Origin of the sequence: Mucilaginibacter angelicae (assembly GCF_042434235.1) — a bacterium.
Taxonomy (GTDB): Bacteria; Bacteroidota; Bacteroidia; order Sphingobacteriales; family Sphingobacteriaceae; genus Mucilaginibacter; species Mucilaginibacter angelicae.
This window is the reverse complement of the sequence record NZ_JBHLTS010000017.1, coordinates 255,794-279,397: the sequence shown is the minus strand read 5'-3', so window position 1 is coordinate 279,397 and position 23,604 is coordinate 255,794. Positions and strand designations below refer to the sequence as shown.

Annotated in this window: 14 protein-coding genes; 13 read left to right on the top strand and 1 reads right to left on the bottom strand. The window is 44.8% G+C overall.

The annotated features are described in order from the left end of the window. The first annotated feature begins 9 nt into the window (after window positions 1–9). From ACFFGT_RS06105 to ACFFGT_RS06055, 11 genes are read left to right on the top strand one after another with little or no spacing between them, the layout of a single operon-like run. On the top strand, window positions 10–1,719 hold the full coding sequence (locus ACFFGT_RS06105) for a RagB/SusD family nutrient uptake outer membrane protein (RefSeq protein ID WP_377021621.1): 1,710 nt from the start codon (window positions 10–12) through the stop codon (window positions 1,717–1,719). Between the two features lie 55 nt (window positions 1,720–1,774). After that, the gene (locus ACFFGT_RS06100; protein ID WP_377021620.1) at window positions 1,775–3,331 is read left to right on the top strand and encodes a rhamnogalacturonidase; all 1,557 of its coding nucleotides are present in this window, start codon (window positions 1,775–1,777) and stop codon (window positions 3,329–3,331) included. A 13-nt stretch (window positions 3,332–3,344) separates the two neighbouring features. After that, a complete protein-coding gene (locus ACFFGT_RS06095) occupies window positions 3,345–4,628 on the top strand; it encodes a PQQ-dependent sugar dehydrogenase (RefSeq protein WP_377021619.1) in 1,284 nt (427 codons plus the stop codon). Between the two features lie 6 nt (window positions 4,629–4,634). Beyond that, window positions 4,635–5,087, top strand: coding sequence for a c-type cytochrome (locus tag ACFFGT_RS06090; RefSeq protein WP_377021618.1), 453 nt, complete (start codon window positions 4,635–4,637; stop codon window positions 5,085–5,087). A gap of 32 nt (window positions 5,088–5,119) precedes the next feature. Then, the gene (locus ACFFGT_RS06085; RefSeq protein ID WP_377021617.1) at window positions 5,120–6,337 is read left to right on the top strand and encodes a glycoside hydrolase family 88/105 protein; all 1,218 of its coding nucleotides are present in this window, start codon (window positions 5,120–5,122) and stop codon (window positions 6,335–6,337) included. A 2-nt stretch (window positions 6,338–6,339) separates the two neighbouring features. Continuing rightward, entirely contained in the window at window positions 6,340–7,944 is a 1,605-nt protein-coding gene (locus ACFFGT_RS06080; RefSeq protein WP_377021616.1) for a glycoside hydrolase family 28 protein, read from the top strand. Between the two features lie 26 nt (window positions 7,945–7,970). Continuing rightward, window positions 7,971–10,028 carry a glucosidase family protein gene (locus ACFFGT_RS06075; protein WP_377021615.1) on the top strand — a complete coding sequence of 686 codons (2,058 nt, stop codon included), beginning with the start codon at window positions 7,971–7,973 and terminating at the stop codon, window positions 10,026–10,028. A gap of 32 nt (window positions 10,029–10,060) precedes the next feature. Next, window positions 10,061–10,900 (top strand): SMP-30/gluconolactonase/LRE family protein, encoded by an 840-nt coding sequence (locus tag ACFFGT_RS06070; protein WP_377021614.1) that lies wholly within the window; start codon window positions 10,061–10,063, stop codon window positions 10,898–10,900. A gap of 1 nt (window position 10,901) precedes the next feature. Beyond that, on the top strand, window positions 10,902–13,367 hold the full coding sequence (locus tag ACFFGT_RS06065; RefSeq protein WP_377021613.1) for a glycoside hydrolase family 2 TIM barrel-domain containing protein: 2,466 nt from the start codon (window positions 10,902–10,904) through the stop codon (window positions 13,365–13,367). Between the two features lies 1 nt (window position 13,368). After that, on the top strand, window positions 13,369–15,939 hold the full coding sequence (locus ACFFGT_RS06060; protein ID WP_377021612.1) for a glycoside hydrolase family 95 protein: 2,571 nt from the start codon (window positions 13,369–13,371) through the stop codon (window positions 15,937–15,939). Between the two features lie 4 nt (window positions 15,940–15,943). After that, window positions 15,944–18,094: a glycoside hydrolase family 31 protein gene (locus ACFFGT_RS06055; RefSeq protein WP_377021611.1), complete on the top strand. Its 2,151-nt coding sequence runs from the start codon at window positions 15,944–15,946 to the stop codon at window positions 18,092–18,094. Window positions 18,095–18,174: 80 nt separating this feature from the next. On the opposite strand, the gene ACFFGT_RS06050 is transcribed toward ACFFGT_RS06055, so the two are convergent. Then, entirely contained in the window at window positions 18,175–18,792 is a 618-nt protein-coding gene (locus ACFFGT_RS06050; protein ID WP_377021610.1) for an RNA polymerase sigma factor, read from the bottom strand. 191 nt (window positions 18,793–18,983) lie between these two features. Between ACFFGT_RS06050 and ACFFGT_RS06045 the strand changes: the two genes are divergently transcribed. Both ACFFGT_RS06045 and ACFFGT_RS06040 read left to right on the top strand, forming a co-directional pair. After that, entirely contained in the window at window positions 18,984–20,039 is a 1,056-nt protein-coding gene (locus ACFFGT_RS06045) for a FecR family protein (protein WP_377021609.1), read from the top strand. A 43-nt stretch (window positions 20,040–20,082) separates the two neighbouring features. After that, entirely contained in the window at window positions 20,083–23,592 is a 3,510-nt protein-coding gene (locus tag ACFFGT_RS06040; protein ID WP_377021608.1) for a SusC/RagA family TonB-linked outer membrane protein, read from the top strand. The last annotated feature ends 12 nt before the right edge of the window (window positions 23,593–23,604 follow it).

Sequence of the window (23,604 nt, the reverse complement as noted above, 5' to 3'; positions counted from 1 at the left end):
TTAAATAAGATGAAAAGGATATCTATATATTTATACGCCTGTTTGTTTTTAGGTCTAATAACTACGGCATGTAAAAAAACATTGGTCGAAGACCCGAAATCAACGCTTACACCTGCTTTCTTTGCAACAAACCAGGGCTTCCAGGCCGGCCTCACAGCGGCTTATGCCGGGTTCCGGAACATTTGGGGGCCTGATACCTATTTTGAAATGACCGTGCCCGGTACCGATGAGTTTATTGCCGGCAATGACGGTAATAATGGATTGGTAAAATACAACAGTAACTTCAACACGGCCGATGGTACAGTTGCCGGGATCTGGAAAACTTGTTACACCTACATCAATACCTGCAACGGCCTTATTGACAATGCCCCGGCGGGGCTCGATGCCGCTACAAAAGCGACCAATATTGCCGAGGCAAAGTTTCTGCGGGCAAACTATTACTTTATATTGGTGCAGTTTTGGGGCGATGTTACTTTAAATAAAAGCTTTCAGGCTACTCCAACAACGTCTGCCACACGTGCGCCGATGGCCGATGTATATGCCTTCATAATTCAGGACCTCAAGGATGCCATAGCAGCTTTGCCCGCGGGGCCGTTAACAAATGGTGTGCTTCCGGGTAAAGCAACAAAAGCAGCGGCTATGCATGTGCTGGCAAAGGTTTATTTAACAAGGGCAGGTTCATCGGCCAAACAAGCTGATGATTATAAAAATGCCTATGCCAATGCAATTGATTTAATTACCAACGTTGCCCCGGCTGCGGGCATGGCGCTGCAGCAGGATTTTGGAAAGGTATTTGCCGAGGGAAATGAAGCCAACAGTGAAATATTATGGACTGTGCAACACACTTCAACACTGGCCTACAACGGCTCGCCAACACAAAATAACAGCGGCCCGGATAACATTCTGTGCCATTTATTTGTGCCCAAATATGAGGTGCAGCCGGGCATGCAGCGCAGTACGCTTTATGGGCGTCCGTATATACGTGTGGTGCCTACCCACTGGCTTACCGATACTGTTTTTAGTGAAAGGGTAAACGATCAGCGGTATAATAAAACCTTTCAAACCGCGTGGCTATGTAATAACGCATCATCCGTACCTACCTGGTCAAACCCTTTACCAGCCGGTGCCCCGGCAGGGGCACAGCCCGGCGCACCTAAATTTACAGTAGGCGATACAGCTATATGGATGCCCGGTTATGCTATGACTTCAGCTCAAATTGCAAAGTATCGTTACCAGGTTATTCCGCCGGCTAAGTATAGTATTGCCTTGTCGCCGGCTATGATCAAATATTTTGATACTAAACGCCCCGATCAAAATTCACCGTCCAGCAGGCCTATCATCATATACAGGTTAGCCGAAACCTATTTAATAGCGGCCGAAGCATTATATATGGATGGCCGCGCAGGCGATGCCTTGCAATATATAAACGCCGTACGTGAAAGGGCAGCTTACCCATCGGGCAATGCTGCTGCAATGGATATTACTGTTGATGAACTTTCACTGGATTTTATTTTGGATGAGCGGTCGAGAGAATTATGCGGCGAGCTTGTGCGCTGGATGGACCTGGTAAGAACGGGTAAATTGTTAGAAAGGGTAAAGCTGCATAATACTGATGGCAAAAACAATATCAAGCCATTTCATGTACTGCGCCCAATTCCGCAAACACAAATTGATGCCACAATTACCGGCACCCCGTACCCGCAAAACCCTGGTTGGTAAACCAGGGTTCATTTACATCGTTTTATTAAAAACATAACACAATAATTATAACCGTATGAAAAAGCATAATCCGGTATTGGGAATCCTTTTTGCCTTAATTTTGTTTTCCTTTGGTTTTGCAGCTCATGCAGGTGTTTCTCCGGCACCTGAAAGCTCTCCTTATAATGTAAAATTTTACGGCGCAAAAGGCGATGGCAAGGCTATTGATACCAAAAGCATTAACAAGGCAATAGAAGTAGCAGCTGCGGCCGGGGGAGGTACTGTTTACTTCCCGGCAGGAAATTATTTATGTGGGTCCATCCATCTTAAAAGCAATATTTCCTTATATATTGATCAGGGGGCTATCATAATAGCCGCCCCCATTGCAGATGATTCAGGTTATGACGAGCCAGAAGAAAAGATTGACAATAAATACCAGGATTTTGGGCACAGGCACTGGCACAATAGTTTGATCTGGGGCGAAAACCTGCATGATATTTCCATTTTAGGTCCCGGTACACTTTGGGGTAAAGACCTGGTACGGAGTAATAAAGGAGAGGACGATAAGCGACCTAACAAAACCATCAGCCTTTATTTATGCCGAAATGTAATCATCAAAGATATCTCCATATTACATGGCGGCTGGTTCGGCATCCTGGCCACCGGAATAGATAACTTTACGATAGATAATGTAAAAATGGATACCAACCGTGATGGGATGGATATTGACTGCTGCCGTAATGTGCGGATCTCCAATTGCAGCATTAATTCGCCTTATGATGATGGGATCTGTTTGAAAAGCACTTTTGGGCTGGGTTTTGCCCGGGCTACCGAAAATGTTACCATCACTAATTGCCAGGTAAGCGGTTACGACGAAGGCTCATTTTTGGATGGCACGTTTAAACGCGACGAAAAAAAATACTCAGATGGTAACCCTACAGGCCGCATAAAAATGGGTACCGAATCAAACGGTGGATTTAAGAACGTTACCATCTCAAATTGTGTGTTTGATTATTGCCGTGGGTTAGCGCTTGAAACTGTTGATGGGGCGCTTTTGGAAGATGTTACCATTACCAACATTACGATGCGCGATATTGTAAATGCACCAATTTTTGTAAGGCTGGGAGCGCGGATGCGCGCACCGGAGGGTACTCCTGTAGGGGCACTCAGAAGGGTTATCATCAGCAACGTGGTATGTTATAATGCCGATTATAAGCACGGGGCAATTATCAGTGGTATCCCCGGCCATGATATTGAAGATTTGCGGTTAAGCAACATCAGGATCTATTATAAAGGCGGCGGTACTAAAGAACAGGCAGCACGTGAAGTGCCGGGTTTAGAAAAAGAATATCCCGAGCCATACCGTTTTGGCACAATGCCATCTTATGGTTTCTTTATCCGCAATGTTAAAGATCTTAAAATGAATGATGTAGAAGTTAGTTATATCGCGGATGATTTTCGCCCGGCATTTATCCTTGACCATGTAACCGGCGCCGATTTTCAGCATGTTAAAGCGCAAAAAGCAGCAGGGGCCGCAACGTTTGTTTTAAATGAAGTAAAGGATTTTAATATTTATAACAGCCAGCCGGTAGCAAACACTAAACTGGCCGATGCAAATAAAAAGGAATTGTAATTAAATAAACAGCATGAAAAATATACTATTTAAATGGGTGATCATACTTACCCTCGTACCGGTAAGCATAGCACTTTATGCTCTGAAACCGGGATCAGAAGTGGTACCCGATGCTGATAACGCGGGTTTGAAATTACCTGTTGGTTTCGGCGCCCTGAAAGTAGCCGAAACCGGTGCAAGGGCCCGGCATTTAGTAGTTACGCCGCAGGGCGATATTTATGTAAAGCTGGCCAAACCCAATAAAGAAGGGAAAGGCATTTTGGTACTGCATGAAGGCCCCGAGGGTAAGGCTGAACTTAAATCGGGCTTTGGTACTTATGGCGGTACGGAGGTTTATTTAAAGAATGGGTACCTGTATGCCTCATCAAATACCGAGGTGTTCAGGTATAAGGTGAATGATAAAAACGAAGTGATCGACCCCGATCAGCCCGAAAAAATCATCACCGGGTTAAAGGCAGGCCGCCAGCATGAAACCAAATCATTCGCCCTGGATAACAATGGCAATATTTATGTAAACATTGGCGCCTGGTTCAACTCGTGCCAGGAAAAAGACCGCGGGCTGCATTCGCCGGGAATCCCGGGATGCCCGATACTGGATTCGATGGGTGGGGTATGGCAGTTTAAAATAAATAAGCTAAACCAATCCTATGGCGATGGTGTACGGTATGCAACCGGCTTAAGGAATATGGTGGGCATGGACTGGAACCAGCAGGATAACCAGCTTTTTGTAATGCAGCATGGCCGGGATAACCTCAACAGTTCATGGCCCGAGCTGTATACCACCAAACAATCGGCCGAATTACCTGCGGAGTGTTTATATGCCCTTAAAAAAGGCGACAATGCAGGTTGGCCATACATGTACTATGACCAGATCCAGCATAAAAAGATCCAGGCCCCTGAATACGGCGGCGATGGAAAAAAAGAGGCCGATGCTAAGTTTCTTGATCCGGCGGCTGCCTATCCTGGCCATATGGCCCCGAATGGTTTGTTGTTTTATACAGGTAACCAATTCCCGGCAAAATATAAAAACGGGGCTTTTATAGCTTTTCATGGTTCATGGAACAGGGCCCCCGAACCACAGGCTGGATATTTTGTAGTATTTCAGCCATTTAAAAATGGAAAGCCTGACGGAGAATGGGAAGTATTTGCCGATGGCTTTTCGGGCTCACCAGAGAAAACAGCCGCCGGGCGTGCCGATCATCGTCCCTGCGGCCTTGCTCAGGGCGCCGATGGTTCATTATATGTTACAGATGATTCAAAGGGTACTATATACCGCATTATCTATCTTAAAAAGTAATAAAGAATGACTAAATATTTATTGACCATTTTTTTAGCTTTTGGCTGTTTCCAGCTAATGGCACAGGTTAAAACAAGGGCAAAGGCAAAAAGGCCGGCTACCGGCCTGACCGCGTCCATTGCGAATGGTAAAGCCATCTACTTAAATCATTGTTTAACCTGCCACCAGGCCGATGGAGGAGGCGTTCCAAACATGAACCCGCCATTGATCAAAACATCGTACGTAACGGGCGATAATGCCCGGTTAATTAAAGTGGTGCTGAATGGCTTTTCAGAAAACGTGGATATTGATGGTGAATCATACTCAAATGTGATGCCCGCTCATGACTTTTTAAAAGACCGCGAAATTGCAGATGTGTTAACCTATGTAAGGAAAAGCTTTGGCAATAAGGGCAGCGCGATCACCGCGGTACAGGTAAAGGCTGTGCGCGGCAAAAACAAAAAGAAAGCCGCTATTTAAAACATATAATAATCAAATTAAAAACAGCTACAATGAAATCATTTTTATACTTGTTACTTGTTATTTATTCGTCGGCAGCATTTGGGCAGGACGTTAATACCGAAGAGGTTGTACGCCGCGTAGCCGATAATGTGATTAACACAACCTCCTTCCAGTTTGTGAATGCCAAAACAAATGAAAAATATAGTTCAACAAAGGGTTTGGCTTCATCGGCAGATATTAAGGCCGACAGTAAATACAATAAATGGGCATATGTAAATGGTGTTTTAACCATAGGTATGATGCAAACTGCCGATGTGCTTGGCGATAAAAAATATTCGGACTATTCTCTGCATAATTTTGCATTCATTTTTGATAACCTCAGCTATTTTGAAACGCTTCACAAAGCGAAAACACCTAAAGTTGAATACGGAGCTGTATTCAACATCAGCAATCTGGATGCCTGCGGAGCGATGTCTGCCGGCTTATTTGATGTGGATGCCCTGGCGCACCGGAAAGATTACCAGGCTTATCTGGAAAGATCTGCCACTTATATCTTAACTAAACAAATGCGCCTTCCAGATGGTACACTTGCCCGTCCGCAACCCCGGTTTGGTACGCTTTGGGCCGATGATATGTTTATGAGCATCCCATTTTTGGCACGTATGGGTAAGCTTACCGGCGATAATAAATATTTTGATGATGCCATTAAACAGGTTGAAAATTTTAATAAATACCTCTATGACCCGGCTACAGGCCTGTTCTTTCATAATTATTATAGTGATGACCAAACCAACGGCGTAGGTCATTGGGGCCGCAGTAATGGCTGGATAGCCATGGCACAGGTTGAGCTGTTAAACAATTTACCTGCAAACCACCCCAAACGTCCCGAGCTGATCAAATTGCTGTTGAGGCAAATAGTAGGTTACGCCCGTTATCAGGACCAAACCGGTTTATGGCACCAGTTATTGGATAAACCCGATTCATACCTCGAAACATCAGTTACCGCCATGTACACCTATGCGGTGGCGAGGGCAGTAAACCAGGGCTGGATCAATGAAAAATATATTGCCATTGCCCGCGAAGGATGGAAAGGCCTGGCCTCAAAAGTAACTGCCGACGGGCAATTGCAAGATGTTTGTATTGGCACCAATATGGATACTGATATCAAATTTTATTACACCCGCCCAACCGAGCTGAATGATACGCATGGCTTAGGCGCTTTATTACTGGCCGGAACCGAAATGCTTAAAGCCGAAAAGAAAAAATAATTATGTGCAGGCTAACAAGGCTTTTGCCGGGTATTATCATAATGATGCTGGCATTTAATTTTAGTTTGTTTGCCGCCGATGTGGATATCACAGCATATGGAGCTAAGGGCAATGGTACAACATTAAATACCACGGCCATTCAAAAAGCCATTGACGCTTGTTATAAGAGCGGCGGTGGCAAAGTTGTGGTTCCTTCAGGGGTGTTTTTAACCGGGACAATTGCATTGAATGACAATATTACCCTGCAGCTAAAGAAAGGGGCCGTTTTATTAGGCAGTACCGATGTTAACGATTACAAAAACCTCGATCCTTTTGTGGATGGGTTGGGCATCAGCGTGGGCTGGGCCCTGATTGTAGCGGTTGATAAAAGAAATATCAGCATTGAAGGAGAAGGTACTATTGATGGCCAGGGGGCAAAATTAAAAGCGCAGCAAATATTAACCGATACCCGTGCCGAATCACAGCGCTGGGGCAGGCGTCCGTTTTTATTGCGGGTTGTACGTTGTCAAAATGTTTCTGTAAAAGGTGTTACTTTAAATTACTCTGCCGCCTGGACCTCACACTACTTTCAATGCAGGCAGGTAAACATTCAAAATGTGAAAATTGTAAGTAGAGGAGTTGCTCATAACGATGGGATGGATATAGATGGCTGCCAGGATGTTACTATTAAAGATTGCGATGTGGTAAGCGGCGATGATGCTTTGTGTTTTAAAACAACATCGAGCAAAATGGCCTGTAAGGATATTGTTGTTTCGGGCTTGCGGCTAAAAAGCGGCCAGGGGGCCATCAAGATTGGTACCGAATCTATGGCGGCATTTGAAAATATCAAGATCTCCCAATGTTACATTTATGATACGGCTAATGGAGGGATCAAGCTTCTTTCTGTCGATGGCGCAAATATCAAAGACGTCCAGATTAATGATATTACTATGGTTGAGGTAAAAACGCCTATCCTGATCCGTTTAGGGGCAAGGTTAAGTGTGTTTCGGAAAGACCAGGACACGCAACAGCCAATAGGAACGCTTGAAAACGTAACCATTAAAAATGTAAAGGCAAAAGCAGCGGATAGTGCACAGCTGATGCCGCCATCAGGCATTTTAATAACCGGCATTCCGGGACACCCTGTTAAAAACCTGACTTTAGAAAATATCGAAATAAACCTTGCAGGCGGCGGAACTGAAGAAAATGCCCGGCAGATTGTACCGGAGGCTATCGATAAGTACCCCGAAGTAAAAACATTTGGCCCCCGGGTACCCGCCTATGGCATTTGGGCAAGGCATGTTGACGGGTTAAAGGCCAATAATGTAAAATTCACCTTAGGCCATAATGATCTCCGGCCGGCTTTCATCTGTGATGATGGGAAAAACATCGAATTCAACTCCGGTATAATTCCTGAAACCACAGGGGCACAGGCGGTAATAAGGTTAGAGAATGTTACCGGTGCCCGCATAAGTAATACTACCGTTGCCGGATCTGCGGGGGCATTTGTGCGTGTTGAAGGTAATACAAGCAGTGATATCCGGATCCTGAACAATAAAATCCCCGGGATACCCAAAAAGGTTGAACTATCTGCCGGGCTGAAAGCAGGCACAGCCATTTTAGGTTAGTATTAATGAGCAATGGAATACAGCATATGAAGATAAACACACATAAAATACTGGGAGCTTTTCTCGCTTTTTTGTTTTCTTGTATGGTTTATGCCCAGCAGGTTGCTTTGCCGGCACAAACAGATCGCTGGGTTATCCAACCCGATGGAAGTATCAAGTGGACTATCAACGGCCGGCTCCCACATACCGATCATATTGAAATGTCGGGCGAAAAAGTATCCGTATGGGTGCAGTACGGATTAGATAGTGCCGGTAGCGCCTCAGTTTCGCGAACTGTTGTTTTCCCCACATTCAGGATGCTGCCTGATGGTACCCGGAGCCATATCGACTATTCATTTCAGGATAACGAATTGCCGCGTTTTTTTATTAATAACCGCAAGCTAAAAACAGATCTGGCCAACGGGAAAAAATCAGGCGACCTTTCCTATAACATTAAAAGCATCAGTCATAAAGGTATTATGAGGATTGAGGCATCGGCCGGTAATCCTGCCCTGGTGAAAATAGACCGGAGTATTTTCCCTTCTGTAGATAAGCCCCTGGTAATTGAAAAGTTTGTGTTTACCAATATAACTGATAAACCGGTTACCCTTACTATGGAATATCTGCGCCGTGAGGTACGGACGGATAGTGCTAAAAGCAAAGTTCGCCCTCATTCGGTAATCATGGGTACTGTTAATGATGGCAGCAGGGTAATTCAACCCGGGGCAAATGCGGCCTTTGCAGTTTATTACCTGGCTACGGATTTTCCAGCCCAGCATGTTAAAATTGATGCAGATGCCGAAGAAAAGGCGCGTGAAAACCGTATAAATACTATTTTATCACCACTGCAATTAAAAACACCCGATAGCTTATTGAATACCGCTTTCGCTTTTGCTAAGATCAGAGGTACGGAGAGTATTTACAAAACCAAGGTGGGCTACCTGCACGGGCCCGGTGGGCTTGCTTATTATGCCGCTATCTGGGCAAATGACCAGGCCGAATACATAAGCCCGTTTTTTGCTTTTTCGGGTGATAGTATCGGCAACCTGTCGGCCATGAATTGTTACCGGCTATTCGCAAAGTACATGAACCCCGAATATAAACCCATCCCCAGCTCTATAGTGGCTGAGGGTGATGCTGTATGGAAAGGGGCCGGCGACAGGGGTGATCAGGCCATGATCGCCTATGGCGCATCAAGGTATGCATTAACTTATGGTAAACCCGATTCTGCCAAAAAACTTTGGCCGCTTATTACCTGGTGCCTGGAATACAGTCATAGGAAATTGAATGATCAGGGTGTTGTTCTTTCAGATCATGATGAACTGGAAGGGCGCTTTCCGTCAGGCAAAGCCAACCTGTCAACCAACAGCCTTTATTATGATGCGCTGATCTCGGCAGCATACCTCGGCAAACAATTACATCAGCCAAAAGCACAGACAGATGAATATTTAAAGCAGGCTGCCGCGCTAAAAAGTAATATCGAAAAATACTTCGGTGCAAGTATCGAAGGTTTTGAAACCTATAAATACTATGAAACTAATGATGTACTGCGTGCCTGGATCTGCCTGCCGCTTACTATGGGTATTTTGGACAGGAGCGAAGGAACCATCAATGCCCTGTTTTCGCCCCGTTTGTGGACAGCCGATGGATTAGCAACGCAGGCCGGTAAAGAAACTTTCTGGGACCGCTCAACCCTGTATGCGCTTCGTGGTGTATTACAGGCCGGTAAAACAGAAAAGGCAATGGATTACCTGCGTTATTATTCGCGCAGGCGGTTACTGGGCGAGCATGTCCCTTACCCGGTAGAAGCTTATCCCGAAGGCAATCAACGGCATTTATCGGCCGAGAGCGGGCTTTACTGCAGGATTTTTACCGAAGGCTTATTCGGTATCAGGCCAACAGGTTTTAGCAATTTTGATTGTACCCCCCGCCTGCCAAATGGATGGAATGAAATGGCCCTGAATAATATACATTCATTCGGGCGGGTTTTTGATCTTAAAATATCCCGTCAAAGCAAAGAGAAGTTGCTTATTACTATAACAGAAGGCAGTAAAATAATTAAGTACAGGATAAATGATGGCAACACGCAATCAGTGGTGTTGTAAATGGTATACCGATAATCAAAAAATAATCTGCAATGAACAAATTTTTAAAATCCACCCTGCCTGCTTTAATGGTATTTGTGGTTCATGGTGTTTTTGGCCAAACACATCAGCTGGAAAAGCTTTGGGAAACAGATACAGTTGTAAGGGTTCCCGAATCTGTTTTGCCCGACCTGAAAAAAGGCGTGTTATATGTATCCGAAATTGACGGAAACCCTAACGCTGTTGATGGCAAAGGCGGAGTGGCCAAAATTACTGTTGATGGGAAGATCATTAACCTGGATTTTACAACTGGCTTAAACGCACCTAAAGGGCTGGGGCGGTTTGGTAATGAACTATATGCTGCTGATTTGTCGGAGGTAGTGGTTATCGATATCAATACCGGGAAGGTGAAAAATAAGATCGCCATTGACAGCGCCAAAGCCTTAAATGATATTACGGTGGATGACAAAGGGATAGTTTATGTATCGGATAGTAAAACCAAAAAGATCCATCGCATTGAAAAGGGCAGGGTATCCACATTTTTAACAAACGTAGGTGGGGTAAACGGCCTGAAAGCTATCGGTTCTGATCTTTACATATTGGGCGGTCAAAAATTTATGAAATCGGATAGTCAGGGTAATTTAACACAAATAACCACACTTAGTTGCGGAGGCGATGGCCTTGAACCCGTAGGCAATGGTGATTTTTTGATCACCTGCTGGTCGGGCCATATATTTTATGTAACTGCCGATGGTAAAATAGAAACACTGCTTGATACACAGGCGCAAAAAGTAAATACGGCAGACCTGGCGTATGATGCTGTTAACCACATTTTATACGTGCCCACCTTTTGGGCTAAAAAGGTAATGGCCTTTAAACTAATAACCCATTGATATGCCGTTGAAAAACTTAAGGTTATACTTAATAATTATTTGCTTTTTAATCAGCAGTACTTTATTCGCGCAGCAAAGCATCCGTTTAAATACGGGCTGGGAATTTTTGCAGCGGGATTTGGGCGGCATCTGGGAAGCTATCCGCCCCGAAGATAAAGGCATTCCTCATGATGTCCCTCACTGGCAGCAGGTAACGCTTCCGCATTGTTTTAATGCACGCGACGCAGTTAATCCTGATATGAACTATTACCAGGGGCCGGGATGGTATCGTACACAGCTAAATATTAATAATCCGTATAACGACGGCCGGATATTATTGCATTTTGAAGGTGCCGGGCAAAAAACGGATGTATATGTGTATGATACGAAGGTAGGCTCGCACCTGGGAGGGTACGATGAATGGACAGTGGATATTACTAAGGCTGTTGATGATTTTAAGAAAACGGAAATCTGCCAAACTCAATTTAAAGGGAGTGTTCCCGTCGAAATAAGATGTGATAACTCGCGCGATTTGGAAAGTATTCCTTCGCGTTTATCAGACTTTACAGTTTACGGGGGCCTTTATCGTTATCTCAATTTAGTATATACACCTGCTGTATCGCTCGATAAAGTTTTTGCCAAAGCAGAGGTTGATAAAGATGGTAAACAAGGCAGGTTAGATGTAGGTGTCCGGATCTACGATCCTGAAAATATAAATGCTGCAGGCGGTGATATCAGGATCATTGATCCGCAGGGTAAAGTTATACAGCAATCAAAATATAATTTATCATCTACAGCCAGGGAAGTACCTGTTGGCTCATTCATGGTGAAAAAGCCGCAATTATGGTCGCCGGATCATCCTGTATTGTACACTGTTGAGGTTACTGCCCGCGCAAATGGAGGCACTTTTACACAAAGGGAAAAAGTAGGGTTCAGGAATTTTGAATTTGTGGATCATGGCCCCTTTATGCTGAACGGCAAACGCTTATTGTTAAGAGGCACACACCGGCATGAAGACCAGGCCGGTGTTGCAGCCGCGATGACCGAAGGTATGATAAGGCAGGAAATGCAGTTGATGAAGGATATGGGCGTAAATTTTGTTCGCCTGGCGCATTACCAGCAATCGCGTATTGTACTTGATTTATGCGATAGCCTGGGGATTTTAGCCTGGGAAGAAGAGCCCTGGTGCCGTGGCGGTTTAGGAGGCGAGGTTTATAAAAACCAGGCCCGGCAAATGCTCACCAATATGATAGAGCAGCATTATAATCACCCGTCCATAATTTTATGGGGACTGGGAAATGAGAACGATTGGGAAGGGGATTTCCCGGAGTTTGATAAAGAAAAGATCAGGGCCTTCATGAGCGAACAGAATGATCGTGCCCACCGGCTTGATCCCTCGCGTAAAACCACCATTCGCCGCTGTGATTTTTGTAAGGATATTGTTGATGTGTATTCGCCTTCCATATGGGCTGGCTGGTACCGGGGCACTTACAATGAGTACAAACAAACCACCCTTGACGAGTTTAACAAAGTAAACCATTTTTTTCATGCAGAATGGGGTGGGGATAGCCATGCGTTGCGGCATTCGGAGGATCCTGATAAAGCTTTTGTGAACATTAAAACGGGTGGTGGTGCCGATGAGCGCGCAGGCGATGCATCACTTTCCGGCGGCGATTCACGGGTTTCAAAGGATGGCGACTGGAGTGAAAGCTATATCTGCAACCTGTTCGACTGGCATTTAAAAGAGCAGGAAACAATGCCCTGGTTAACAGGATCGGCCTTTTGGATATTTAAAGATTTTTCAACGCCCTTACGGCCGGATAATCCAATACCTTACATGAACCAGAAAGGCGTTCTGGAACGTGATATGGCCAAAAAGGAATCGTACTACGTTTTCCAGTCGTATTGGACTGCAAAACCCATGGTGCATATTTACGGGCATACCTGGCCTGTACGATGGGGGAACGAGGGGGAGCAGAAGATGATTAAAGTTTATTCGAACTGTGAAACGGCCGAACTGTTTCTGAACGGCAAAAGCTATGGTGTAAAAAAACGTAACAGCCAGGATTTTCCGGCGGCCGGACTGCGTTGGGTAGTAACCTTTAAAAAAGGAGCCAATAATATCCGGGTAGTGGGGCAACAAGGAAAAACTACGGTAACCGACGAAATTAACCAGGTTTATCAAACCGATAAATGGGACAAGCCAGCCAAGCTAATATTGGAGAAAATAGCCGACGAAAATGGCTTTGCCACAGTGCAGGTGAAAGTTTTAGATAAAAACGGCGTCCAATGCCTGGATGCGGTGAACTGGATCAGTTTTTCACTAAGCGGAGATGGCATTTTGCAGGATGACCTGGGTACATCCGGCGGATCGAGAAAAGTACAGGCTTATAACGGGCGTGCTACTATAAAAGTCCAAACCCAAAATGGTAAAAGTGTTGTTGGTGTACAATCACCGGGATTACAAACCGTATTTATAAATCTTTAATATGCATCAGCTTAAAAGATATTTGGTTTTGGCGGTTTTGGTAAGCACTAAGCTTGCTGTTGCGCAAACGTCAGCCAATAACGCTGCTTTAAAACTTTGGTATACCAAACCCGCAGTTGCCTGGGAGGAAGCGCTGCCTTTAGGTAATGCCACTACCGGAGCAATGGTGTTTGGTGGTGTTAATCATGAGCGTTTTCAACTGAATGATCATAATCTTTGGTCGGGCTATCCTGAACCGGGAAACAACCCGCAGGGGCCTGTCCATTTACCCGAGGTTCGCGCCGCAGTATTTAATGGTGATTTTGACCAGGCGGCAGTAATCTGGAAAAAGTATTTGCAGGGGCCTTACACCGCCCGTTACCTTCCCTTAGGAGATCTATTGCTCAATTTTAACCTTGCTGATAGTACCTGCAGCAATTATTATCGCGACCTTGATTTAAATAATGCGGTCACTACAGTAAGATATAAAGTTAACGGAGTTAACTTTTCGCGGGAAACATTTATAAGTTACCCCGATAAAGTAATGCTGGTACGCATTACTGCCGATAAGAAAGGTGCCATAAATTTTACAGCTAACCTGCAAAGTAAATTACGCTTTAGTGTTACTGCTGAAGGTAGCAACAAATTGATTTTGACCGGAAAAGCGCCGACTTACGTGGCCAACCGCGATTACGAGCCCAGGCAGGTGATTTATGACGAACCCAAAGGCGAGGGCATGAATTTTCGCATCAATCTTCAAATAAAGAATTATGGCGGCAGGGTAGATGCTGTTAACAATGCTTTGCTGGTTAGCGGGGCTAACCAGGTTATCCTTTACCTGACCGAAGCTACCAGCTTTAACGGGTTTAACAAATCGCCTGGATTACAGGGTAAAGATCCAGCTATTGCGGCCGATGGAAACCTGCTGGCTGCAGCGCAAAAGACGTATGCGCAACTTAAACAAAGGCATATTGCCGATTATCAGCATTTGTTTAACCGTGTGGGTTTTAATTTAGGTGCTGATAATGAAATGGTAAAACAGCCTACGGATGAGCGGCTTAAAAAATTCGATATAGCAAAGCCCGATAAGCAATTGCAAGCCTTATATTATCAATTTGGGCGTTATCTGCTCATTGCCAGCTCAAGGCCAGGAAGCGCTCCCGCCAATTTACAGGGGATCTGGAACGACCAGGTAATACCACCCTGGGGCAGTAATTTTACTACCAATATCAATACCGAAATGAATTACTGGCTGGCCGAGAACACGAATCTCTCTGAATGTCATCAGCCTTTATTTGATTTTTTGAAAGAGCTTGCCATAAACGGTAAAATCACCGCTAAAGAGAATTATGATATCAACGAAGGCTGGGTCGAGCACCATAATACCGATATCTGGGCTAAAACATCAACGGTGGGCAATTTCGATCAGGATCCTAAAAGTTCGGTAAGATGGTCGGCCTGGCCGATGGGCGGGGCCTGGATGAGCCTTCATTTATATGATCATTACCTTTTTACCGGCGATAAGGAATTTTTAAGTAAAACCGCTTATCCTGTTATGAAAGGCGCAGCACAATTTATGCTGTACTGGCTGGTTACCGATCCAAATACAGGTTACCTGGTAACAAACCCTTCAACGTCGCCCGAAAATACGGTAAAGATCAATGGTAAAGAATACCTGGTAAGTATGGCCTCTACGATGGATATGTCAATCATCAGGGAGTTGTTCCAGGATTGTATTAGCAGTGCGCAGGTCCTGAATACTGATAAGGCCTTTGCCACCCGGGTTAAAGAGGCATATAGTAAACTGTATCCTTTTCACATTGGCAAGCATGGCCAGTTGCAGGAATGGTTCAAAGACTGGGATGATACGGCAGATACCCACAGGCATATTTCACAACTGTTCAGCCTGTTTCCGGGGAGGCAGATCTCCCTATTTAACACACCCGGATTAGCCGCTGCTGCAAAGCAATCTATGATTTACCGGGGCGATGTAAGCACGGGCTGGTCGATGGCCTGGAAGGTAAACTGGTGGGCGCGAATGCATGATGGTAACCATGCTTATAAAATATTGGCTGCCGCATTTAACTATATGGACCCATTGCAGAAAAAAGCACAAATGAGCGGGGGCGGTACTTATCCTAATTTGTTTGACGCCCACCCACCTTTTCAAATAGACGGAAATTTTGGAGGAACGGCAGGCATGACCGAAATGCTGCTGCAAAGCCAGGATGGCGAAATAGAATTATTACCGGCACTGCCCGACGCCTGGTCCAATGGCAGCATTAAAGGAATTAAAGCCCGTGGAAATTTTGAGGTGGCTATCGACTGGAAAAAAGGAAAGCTGAACAAAGCGATCATCAAATCAAACATTGGAGGAAATTGCAGGTTACGTACACCTATCCCTGTAAGGATTGTGGAGGTGAGCAGTAAAACGGCTGTTGGTACAAATGGTAATGTATTAAACATCGTCCCCACGATACCTCCCTATCAAAAAGCAGATGAGGCCCAGCTCCCGGACATATCATTTAATAAAGGTTATTTAATTGATTTTGCTACCCAAAAAGGCAAAACCTATACCGTTATACCCAGATAATACTATGAAGAATTTTAAATGCTATTTACTGTTTTGTTTGCTTTTAAGTTTCGCAGCTGCCTCAAATGCGCAATCCATCATCTGGACGGAGGTGGAACCAGGGATCTGGAAAGGTATAATCGGCAAACCCGAAGAGTTTGATCTGTTGAAAACAGCGGGTGTACAACCCTATGAGGCTGGTTTACTGCAAATGCCTAAAGCAGGGTTCCCTTTGCTTCAGCAGGAAATTATCGGCAGAGTGCAGGATGGTAAAACCTATCTGCGGTTCCCGTTAGAAAAAAAGGAGCAACTGTTTGGCTTTGGTTTAAATTTTCAGGGTGTATTTCAGCGAGGTAAAGTGCTTACGCTTCATGTTGATAATTACGCCGGAAAGGATAATGGCCGCACCCATGCACCAACGCCATTTTACGTGTCATCAAATGGTTACGGTGTGTTTATCAATTCGGCAAGGTATATTAATGTATATGCCGGTACAGCGGTAAGGCGTGACAGTAAGATTCCACCCGACTTAAAAGACAGGAACCTTGATAAAACGTGGAATTCACATCCATATTCAGATGGTGTAGAAATGCTTGTGCCGGCTGCCGGCGCAGAGATTTATGTATTTGCAGGCCCTACTGCCTTAGATGCTGTAAGGCGTTATAATTTGTTAAATGGCGGCGGTTGTTTGCCACCGCGCTGGGGCCTGGGGTTTACCCAGCGGATGCAGCGTTTAACCGATGCGCAAGGTGTTAAAGATGAAGCAAAGGCATTTGAAGAAAAAGGCTATCCGCTTGATTTTATTGGTCTTGAACCCGGCTGGCAAAGTAAATCATACCCCTGCACTTTTGAATGGGATGCAAGCCGGTTCCCTGACCCTAAAGGTTTGGTGCAGGAAATGATGAAAATGAGTATCAGGCTCAATTTATGGACAAATCCTTATGTATCGCCGCAGGCGCCGGTTTATAAAGATGTTTTACCTTACAGTGGCTCGCATACAGTTTGGAACGGCATCGTACCGGACATCAGTATGCCTGAAGCCCGCAAAATCTTCTTCGGCGAGTTGGAAAAGGGAAAGATCGATATCGGCATCAGCGGTTATAAAATGGATGAGGTTGATGGCGGTGACAATTATTTATGGCCTGATGTAGCCGTTTTTCCATCCGGTCACGCTGCCGAACAGATGCGTCAAACCTATGGTTTAATGATGCAACGCTACACGGCCGAAATTTACCACAACCGTAATCAACGTACTTTTGGCCTCGTCCGGGCGTCAAATGGAGGGGGATCATCATTTCCTTATGTGATCTATAACGATTATTATGATCACCGCGACTTTATTACCGCATTGGTGAACAGCGGTTTTGCCGGGGTACTGTGGACTCCCGAAGTACGTTCATCCAAAACCGGGGAGGAGTGGCTACGTAGGTTCCAGTCAAATGTTTTTTCGCCTATGGCCATGATCAATGCCTGGGCAAGCGGTACAAAGCCATGGTCGTTTCCCGAGGTTGCTGAGCAGGTTAAAGCCATGGCCAATCTGCGGATGCAAATGATGCCGTACTGGTACGGTGAATTTGCCAAATATCATTTTCAAGGCATTCCGCCATTCAGGGCCATGTATCTGGAAGATGGCTTTGGAAACGCCGAAGCCAAAACCGAGAAAAAACAGCTGAACCTGGAGGAAAACCCCTATGAAGAAGCCATAACCAAAGAAGTAAAAGACCAGTATATGGCAGGCGAATATTTACTGGTGGCCCCAATGTTTGCAGGTGAAACCAGCAGAAAAGTGATCTTGCCCAAAGGTAAATGGTATGACTTTTATACCGGCAAATATGCTGGCGATGGCGAAGTGATCAGTGTTACGCCAGGCCTTGATAAAATCCCTGTTTATGTAAAGGATGGTGGAATTATACCCATGATGCCCGTAATGCTGCATGCGCCAAAGGCAAAGCAAAAAGTTGATATAGAGATAAGATATTATGGTAATAAGCCGGGCGCCTATTTTTTATATGATGATGATGGCGAAACCTACGATTATGAAAAAGGGAGCTACACATTTCGAAAAATTACGGTACAAAAAGTAAATGGGAAACTAAAAGGTTCCATTACACCGGCCCCAAACGGGAAACCGGATAACGTGGGCAAGGTAAGTTTCAAAGCCATGACTGATTTTTAACTTAAACAAAAAAGGATGCTTACCCACAATGATCTGCTTTTGGGTAACTGTCTTGAAATTCATATTCCGGTAAAACCGGATCAGTGTGTTTTTATAAATCGTAATGCCAGCGTTAAACATATTAAATCCCGTAGCGCTTTAATGGCATTATGTAAAGTGTTGTAAACAGTTCTTTCGCTCAACCCGGTTTGGCCGGAAATATCCTTAAAGGATACAGCGTCGAAATAACGCAGGCGAATAATTTCCTTCTGGCGTGGAGAAAGCTGGTTGAGTGCCTTTTGCAGCCGCTTTTTCATATGTTCGTCATGCTGGCTGGCTATCAGTATTGATTCATACGAGGGCTCGACAGGGATATTATCCGCAGGGATATCTATCAGGTTGGCGGTTTGTGTTTCTTCCGAAAGCTGCAGGTAAGTTTTGTATAAGATCCGTTTATAAATGGTAAGTGTGTATTGCTGTACATTTTGTACATCGGCAAGTTTGTGTTTTATGCGCCACAGTTCCAGGAACAGGTTGTGAATTCCTTCTTTAACTAATTCGGGATTTTTATACAGCGAAAGGCCAAACCGGTACAGGTCGTCATAAAAAAGATTAAAACACGCATAAAGCCCCTGCTTTTCCCCTTCTGCAAGCAAAGCCCAGTTTTTATAAATGTCCTTATTTTTAGGACCCATCAATACTGATTTTGATACCTCCATCTAAAGATTAAAAATTATAAGGGTTTGAGCAAGGGATAAGGCTTTTTAAAGTATTTTCAAAACTGCCTCATACTTATTGAATTATACAATTATACAGTTTAAAATTAAAAAGTAAAATTTATTTGGGAAAACATTGGTAAAAAAGAATAATCTACTGCACTTGTGTATAAAAGTTTCAATTTATATTACAAATGGACTATTCTTCATACCAAACAGCAGATTTTTTAACCGACGATAGCTTTATAGCATACTGTTATGCCGAAAGCACCGAAGCCATTGAAAAGTGGGAAAATATTGCAGCGCAAAAGCCGGACCTCGGCCTCAAAATAGATGAGGCACGCGAATTATGCCTGTTGCTGGGCATTAAGGTTGGCGCGGCAGAAAAATCCATCGCACTCGAACGCCTTAAAAACGCCCTGGATGAAACTGTTGAAGCAGAACTGCCCGAAAGCCGGATCATTGGCCTGCGCAACTATGTAATGAGATGGATAGCGGTGGCCGCCGCCGTGCTGATCATGGCCGGCGCGTTTGCGGTGTACCAGTTAAATACCAACCCCACAGGGGCAGCCCTTTATAGCGCCGCCAATGACCATAACTATAGCCTGATAGGCCGTACAAAAGCCGGAGAACGCAGGTTTATCCGTTTACCCGATGGGAGCACCGTGCTGCTTAACGGTGCAAGCTCCTTAAAAATAGCTACTGATTATAACGCTCATAACCGCCATCTTTTATTAACAGGCGAAGCCTTCTTTTCGGTTACTAAAAATAAACATAAGCCTTTTGTGGTAATTACCGGAAAAACGGCCACCACAGCCCTGGGTACCTCGTTTAAAGTTGAAAGTTATCCTGATGCCACGATGGCGAGTGTAATGTTATTAACAGGTAAGGTTAAGGTGGAGTGTACACGGCCCGATCTGGATGTGGCCGATGTAACCCTTATCCCCGGGCAAAAGGCTGCCCTTTTTAAAGGCGACAAGGTATTTACACAAACCGATTTTAACGCAAGCGATCTTCAAAACTGGATAAATCGTAAGCTGGTGTTCAAAGATGCCGGTCTGCCCGAGATAGCCGCAAAAATAAAGGCCATGTATGGTATAATTATCGCCCCTGTTGATAAGGCGGGCGACAGCATATCCTTTACCGGCGAGTTTAGCGGAAAGAACATTAACGAGGTACTGGAAGCCATTGGCTTTACCAATCATTTTACTTATAAACAGGATGGTAATACCATAAAACTGCTGTTCTGAACTCCAATGCACTGATTTTTAAATTTCTTAAACCCAACACTATATGCAAAAACCACTACTCCATTCACGATTGCTTTCATGGATGCTGCAGAGGATGATACCTTCAATATTATTGATCGTATCCTTCTCAGGGTACGCGCAGTCATCCACTCAGGCTTATTCCTTCAGTTGGAAAAATACACCGGTACCGGCAGTATTTACCCAGATAGAGAAAGCTGCCGGCGTACATTTTTCATACAATCCAAAGGATCTCGATCTGCAAAAAAAGATCAGCCTTACCATTAATAAACAAAGTTTGCAGCAGGTGATCGACCTGGTAAGCAAGCAACTGCATGCGCAGTACAAAATTGTAGGCGAAACCGTAATGATCCAGTCAGAAAAGCCGCCTGCTAAAGTAACATCACAGGTTGCTGAAGATTTTAACCTCAGCGGTAAAGTGACCGATGAGCAAAATCTGCCGCTGCCGGGTGTTACCATTGTAAACACTACCAGGAACAAATCGGCAGTAACTAATGAAACCGGCAGCTTTGTAATAACTGTTGCTAATGGCGATGTGATAACCTTTGCCATGATGGGGTATGAAACCACTTCCATCATTGCTACCGATAAAGCAAAAACGGTAAAGATCACGCTCAAAACAAAAGCTACAGAGTTGAATACGGTAGTAGTTACCGCTCTTGGCATTAAAAGGGAAGAACGCTCTTTAGGTTATGCCACTGCAGAGGTTGATGGCAACGACCTGAAACATGCCCGCGAGCCAAATGTGATCAACTCGCTTGCCGGTAAAGTTCCCGGGTTGATCATTAATAGCACAGCAGGCGGGCCTGCCGGCTCATCAAGGGTTATCATCAGGGGTAATACCAGTATCACCGGCAATAACCAACCACTTTATGTAGTGGACGGTGTGCCGATAGATAACTCAAACTATGGCCAGGTAGGCGGAGGTAAATACTCGGGTGGTTTTGATTTTGGCGATGCCATCTCGGCCATTAATCCCGACGATATCGATAAAATTTCTGTATTGAAAGGCCCCTCTGCTTCGGCGCTGTATGGCAGCCGCGCGGGTAACGGTGTAATATTGATCACCACAAAAAAAGGTAATTCAAAAAAGGAGCTGGGTATTGAAGTAAACAGTACTACATCTATCGAAAACCAGCTTACCCACTATAACGACTATCAGTATATTTACGGCCAGGGCACTGCCGAGCAAATGGTGGTTGATCCATCGCAGGCAAAAAATACGCTGTTCAATAACTTTGGCCCCAGGCTCGATCCTAATTTGCAGGTGATAGGGTTTGATGGTAAATACCGCCCATATGCCCTGGTAAAAAACAATATCGATAACTTTTTTCGTACCGGTGCCACCACTACCAATAACGTAGCTTTCTCCAATTCAAATGATATTTCATCCTTCCGTTTGTCGGTAACGGATATGCGGAGTCGGGATATTGTGCCGGGCAGTAACCTGCGCCGCAATACCTTTAATTTTAACGGCAGCTCAAAGTTTGGCAGCAAGGTAACCTTATCGGCTAAGGTGATGTATCTTAACGAAGATGTAGTTAACCGCCCTGCGCTGGCCGACGATCCGGGTAACATCGGCAACGCCTTTGTTGGATTGGCTAATAACGTTGACCAGGCTTATTTTAAAAACGGTTATAAAGACAGCGAAGGCAATTATGTTGACTGGGGCGGCGGCCAATACCGTTTGGACCCTTACTGGGTGATCAACGAAATGCATAACGAAACCCGTAAAAACCGCTTCATCGGTACCATACAGGGCAACTATATTATTACCAGCTGGCTTAACCTGCAAGGCCGCATCTCAACCGATTTTACTTATCTTACTTATAACAAATTCAGCCCTCGCACTACGCCCGGCGCTTTAGCCGGCGAGCTGGATCAGTTTGATCAGAAACTGGGCACTACCGAAGGCGACGCTTTGTTAACCGCCCAGAAACAGGTAAGTAAATCGCTCAATCTGGCCTTAAGGCTGGGAGGCAGTTTTTCAAGGATCGATAACCCAGGCACAACTTCAACCTTTATAAACCTAAATGTGCCTGATGTGATCAGCCCAAATAGCTTTTCGGATAAATCGGTGGTTGAAAATCATTACCGCAAACGCAATAACGGCGCATACGCCTTGTTAAGCATTGGCTATAAATCATACCTGTACGTTGATGCAAGTATGCGTAAAGATGCTTCATCAACCTTGCCAAAAGATAATAACAGCTACGTATACCCATCGGTAGCAGCCAGCTTTATTTTTACCGATTTTTTTAAGATCGATCCTTCAATCCTGTCATTTGGTAAATTAAGAATTTCGGGCGCAGAGGTAGGTAATGATACCGATCCTTACTTGCTAAACTTAAATTATAATCTGTATCCGCAAACCTTCAACGGCACATCGGTAGGTGGGATAGCCAGTACTGTATTACCTAATAAAAACCTGAAGCCTACCCGTACAAAATCATTTGAGATAGGTACACAGCTCAAGTTTTTTGGCGAGAGGATAGGGCTTGATGTTTCTTACTACAACTCTAAATCCCGCGATCAGATCAACCTGGTGCCTGCACCCTTATCATCGGGCTTTGCACAGCAACTGGTTAACGCAGGGGTGATAGGCAACAAAGGTGTGGAGATAGCACTGAATGGCTCACCTTTGGCCACCAAAGATTTTGGCTGGGATATCAATGTCAACTTCGCCAAAAATACCAATACGGTAATATCATTGGCCGATGGTATCCCGTACCTGTCACTGTCTGATGCCCGCTGGTTAGGTGTATCGGTAGTAGCTAAACCGGGCTCGCCTTATGGATCCATTTTAGGGTTTGATTACCAGCGCGATCCGCAGGGTAACATTGTGCTCGATCCGCAAACACTGGCACCTAAACAGGCCGAAGAGCGCAGCGTACTGGGTAAAGGCACCTGGAGCTGGACTGGTGGTTTGGTTAATAATTTTCACTACAAGAATTTTGGACTGAGCGCGGTTATTGATATTAAACACGGTGCCGATCTGTTTTCGATGACCAATATGTTTGCCATTATCCGGGGTAGTCATGTTTCTACATTACCCGGTCGTGCCGAATGGATCAAATCTGAAGAGCAGCGCCAAACTGCCGGTATGACCATTGAACAATGGCGGGCGGCTGGCAAGGTACAGGGTTATACACCGCAGGGTGTGGTGCAAACCGGTACTGATGCTAACGGAAATCCTATTTACACTAAAAACACAACGGCTGTTGATCCGTCAAACTACTGGTCGCAGTTTTATAGTGATGGCAATGGTGTGGCCACGCCATTTATTTATGATGCCAGCTACATAAAAATGCGCGAGATCACAGTGAGCTACAGGTTCCCTGCATCTGCCATTTCAAAACTGGGCATTAAAGATCTGACGGTGGCTGTGGTAAGCCGCAACCCTTTTATTATTCATAAAAATGTTCCGAATGTCGACCCCGATTCAAACTACAACAATGGTAACGGGCAGGGCCTGGAGTATGGTTCACTACCTTCCAGAAGAAGCTGGGGATTTAACCTCAACTTCAGGTTTTAACAGGTATGTATA

Coding starts and splice junctions, on each gene's coding strand:
- ACFFGT_RS06105 (WP_377021621.1), top strand. CDS start 10: ATGAAAAGGATATCTATATATTTATACGCCTGTTTGTTTTTAGGTCTA.
- ACFFGT_RS06100 (WP_377021620.1), top strand. CDS start 1,775: ATGAAAAAGCATAATCCGGTATTGGGAATCCTTTTTGCCTTAATTTTG.
- ACFFGT_RS06095 (WP_377021619.1), top strand. CDS start 3,345: ATGAAAAATATACTATTTAAATGGGTGATCATACTTACCCTCGTACCG.
- ACFFGT_RS06090 (WP_377021618.1), top strand. CDS start 4,635: ATGACTAAATATTTATTGACCATTTTTTTAGCTTTTGGCTGTTTCCAG.
- ACFFGT_RS06085 (WP_377021617.1), top strand. CDS start 5,120: ATGAAATCATTTTTATACTTGTTACTTGTTATTTATTCGTCGGCAGCA.
- ACFFGT_RS06080 (WP_377021616.1), top strand. CDS start 6,340: ATGTGCAGGCTAACAAGGCTTTTGCCGGGTATTATCATAATGATGCTG.
- ACFFGT_RS06075 (WP_377021615.1), top strand. CDS start 7,971: ATGAAGATAAACACACATAAAATACTGGGAGCTTTTCTCGCTTTTTTG.
- ACFFGT_RS06070 (WP_377021614.1), top strand. CDS start 10,061: ATGAACAAATTTTTAAAATCCACCCTGCCTGCTTTAATGGTATTTGTG.
- ACFFGT_RS06065 (WP_377021613.1), top strand. CDS start 10,902: ATGCCGTTGAAAAACTTAAGGTTATACTTAATAATTATTTGCTTTTTA.
- ACFFGT_RS06060 (WP_377021612.1), top strand. CDS start 13,369: ATGCATCAGCTTAAAAGATATTTGGTTTTGGCGGTTTTGGTAAGCACT.
- ACFFGT_RS06055 (WP_377021611.1), top strand. CDS start 15,944: ATGAAGAATTTTAAATGCTATTTACTGTTTTGTTTGCTTTTAAGTTTC.
- ACFFGT_RS06050 (WP_377021610.1), bottom strand. CDS start 18,792: ATGGAGGTATCAAAATCAGTATTGATGGGTCCTAAAAATAAGGACATT.
- ACFFGT_RS06045 (WP_377021609.1), top strand. CDS start 18,984: ATGGACTATTCTTCATACCAAACAGCAGATTTTTTAACCGACGATAGC.
- ACFFGT_RS06040 (WP_377021608.1), top strand. CDS start 20,083: ATGCAAAAACCACTACTCCATTCACGATTGCTTTCATGGATGCTGCAG.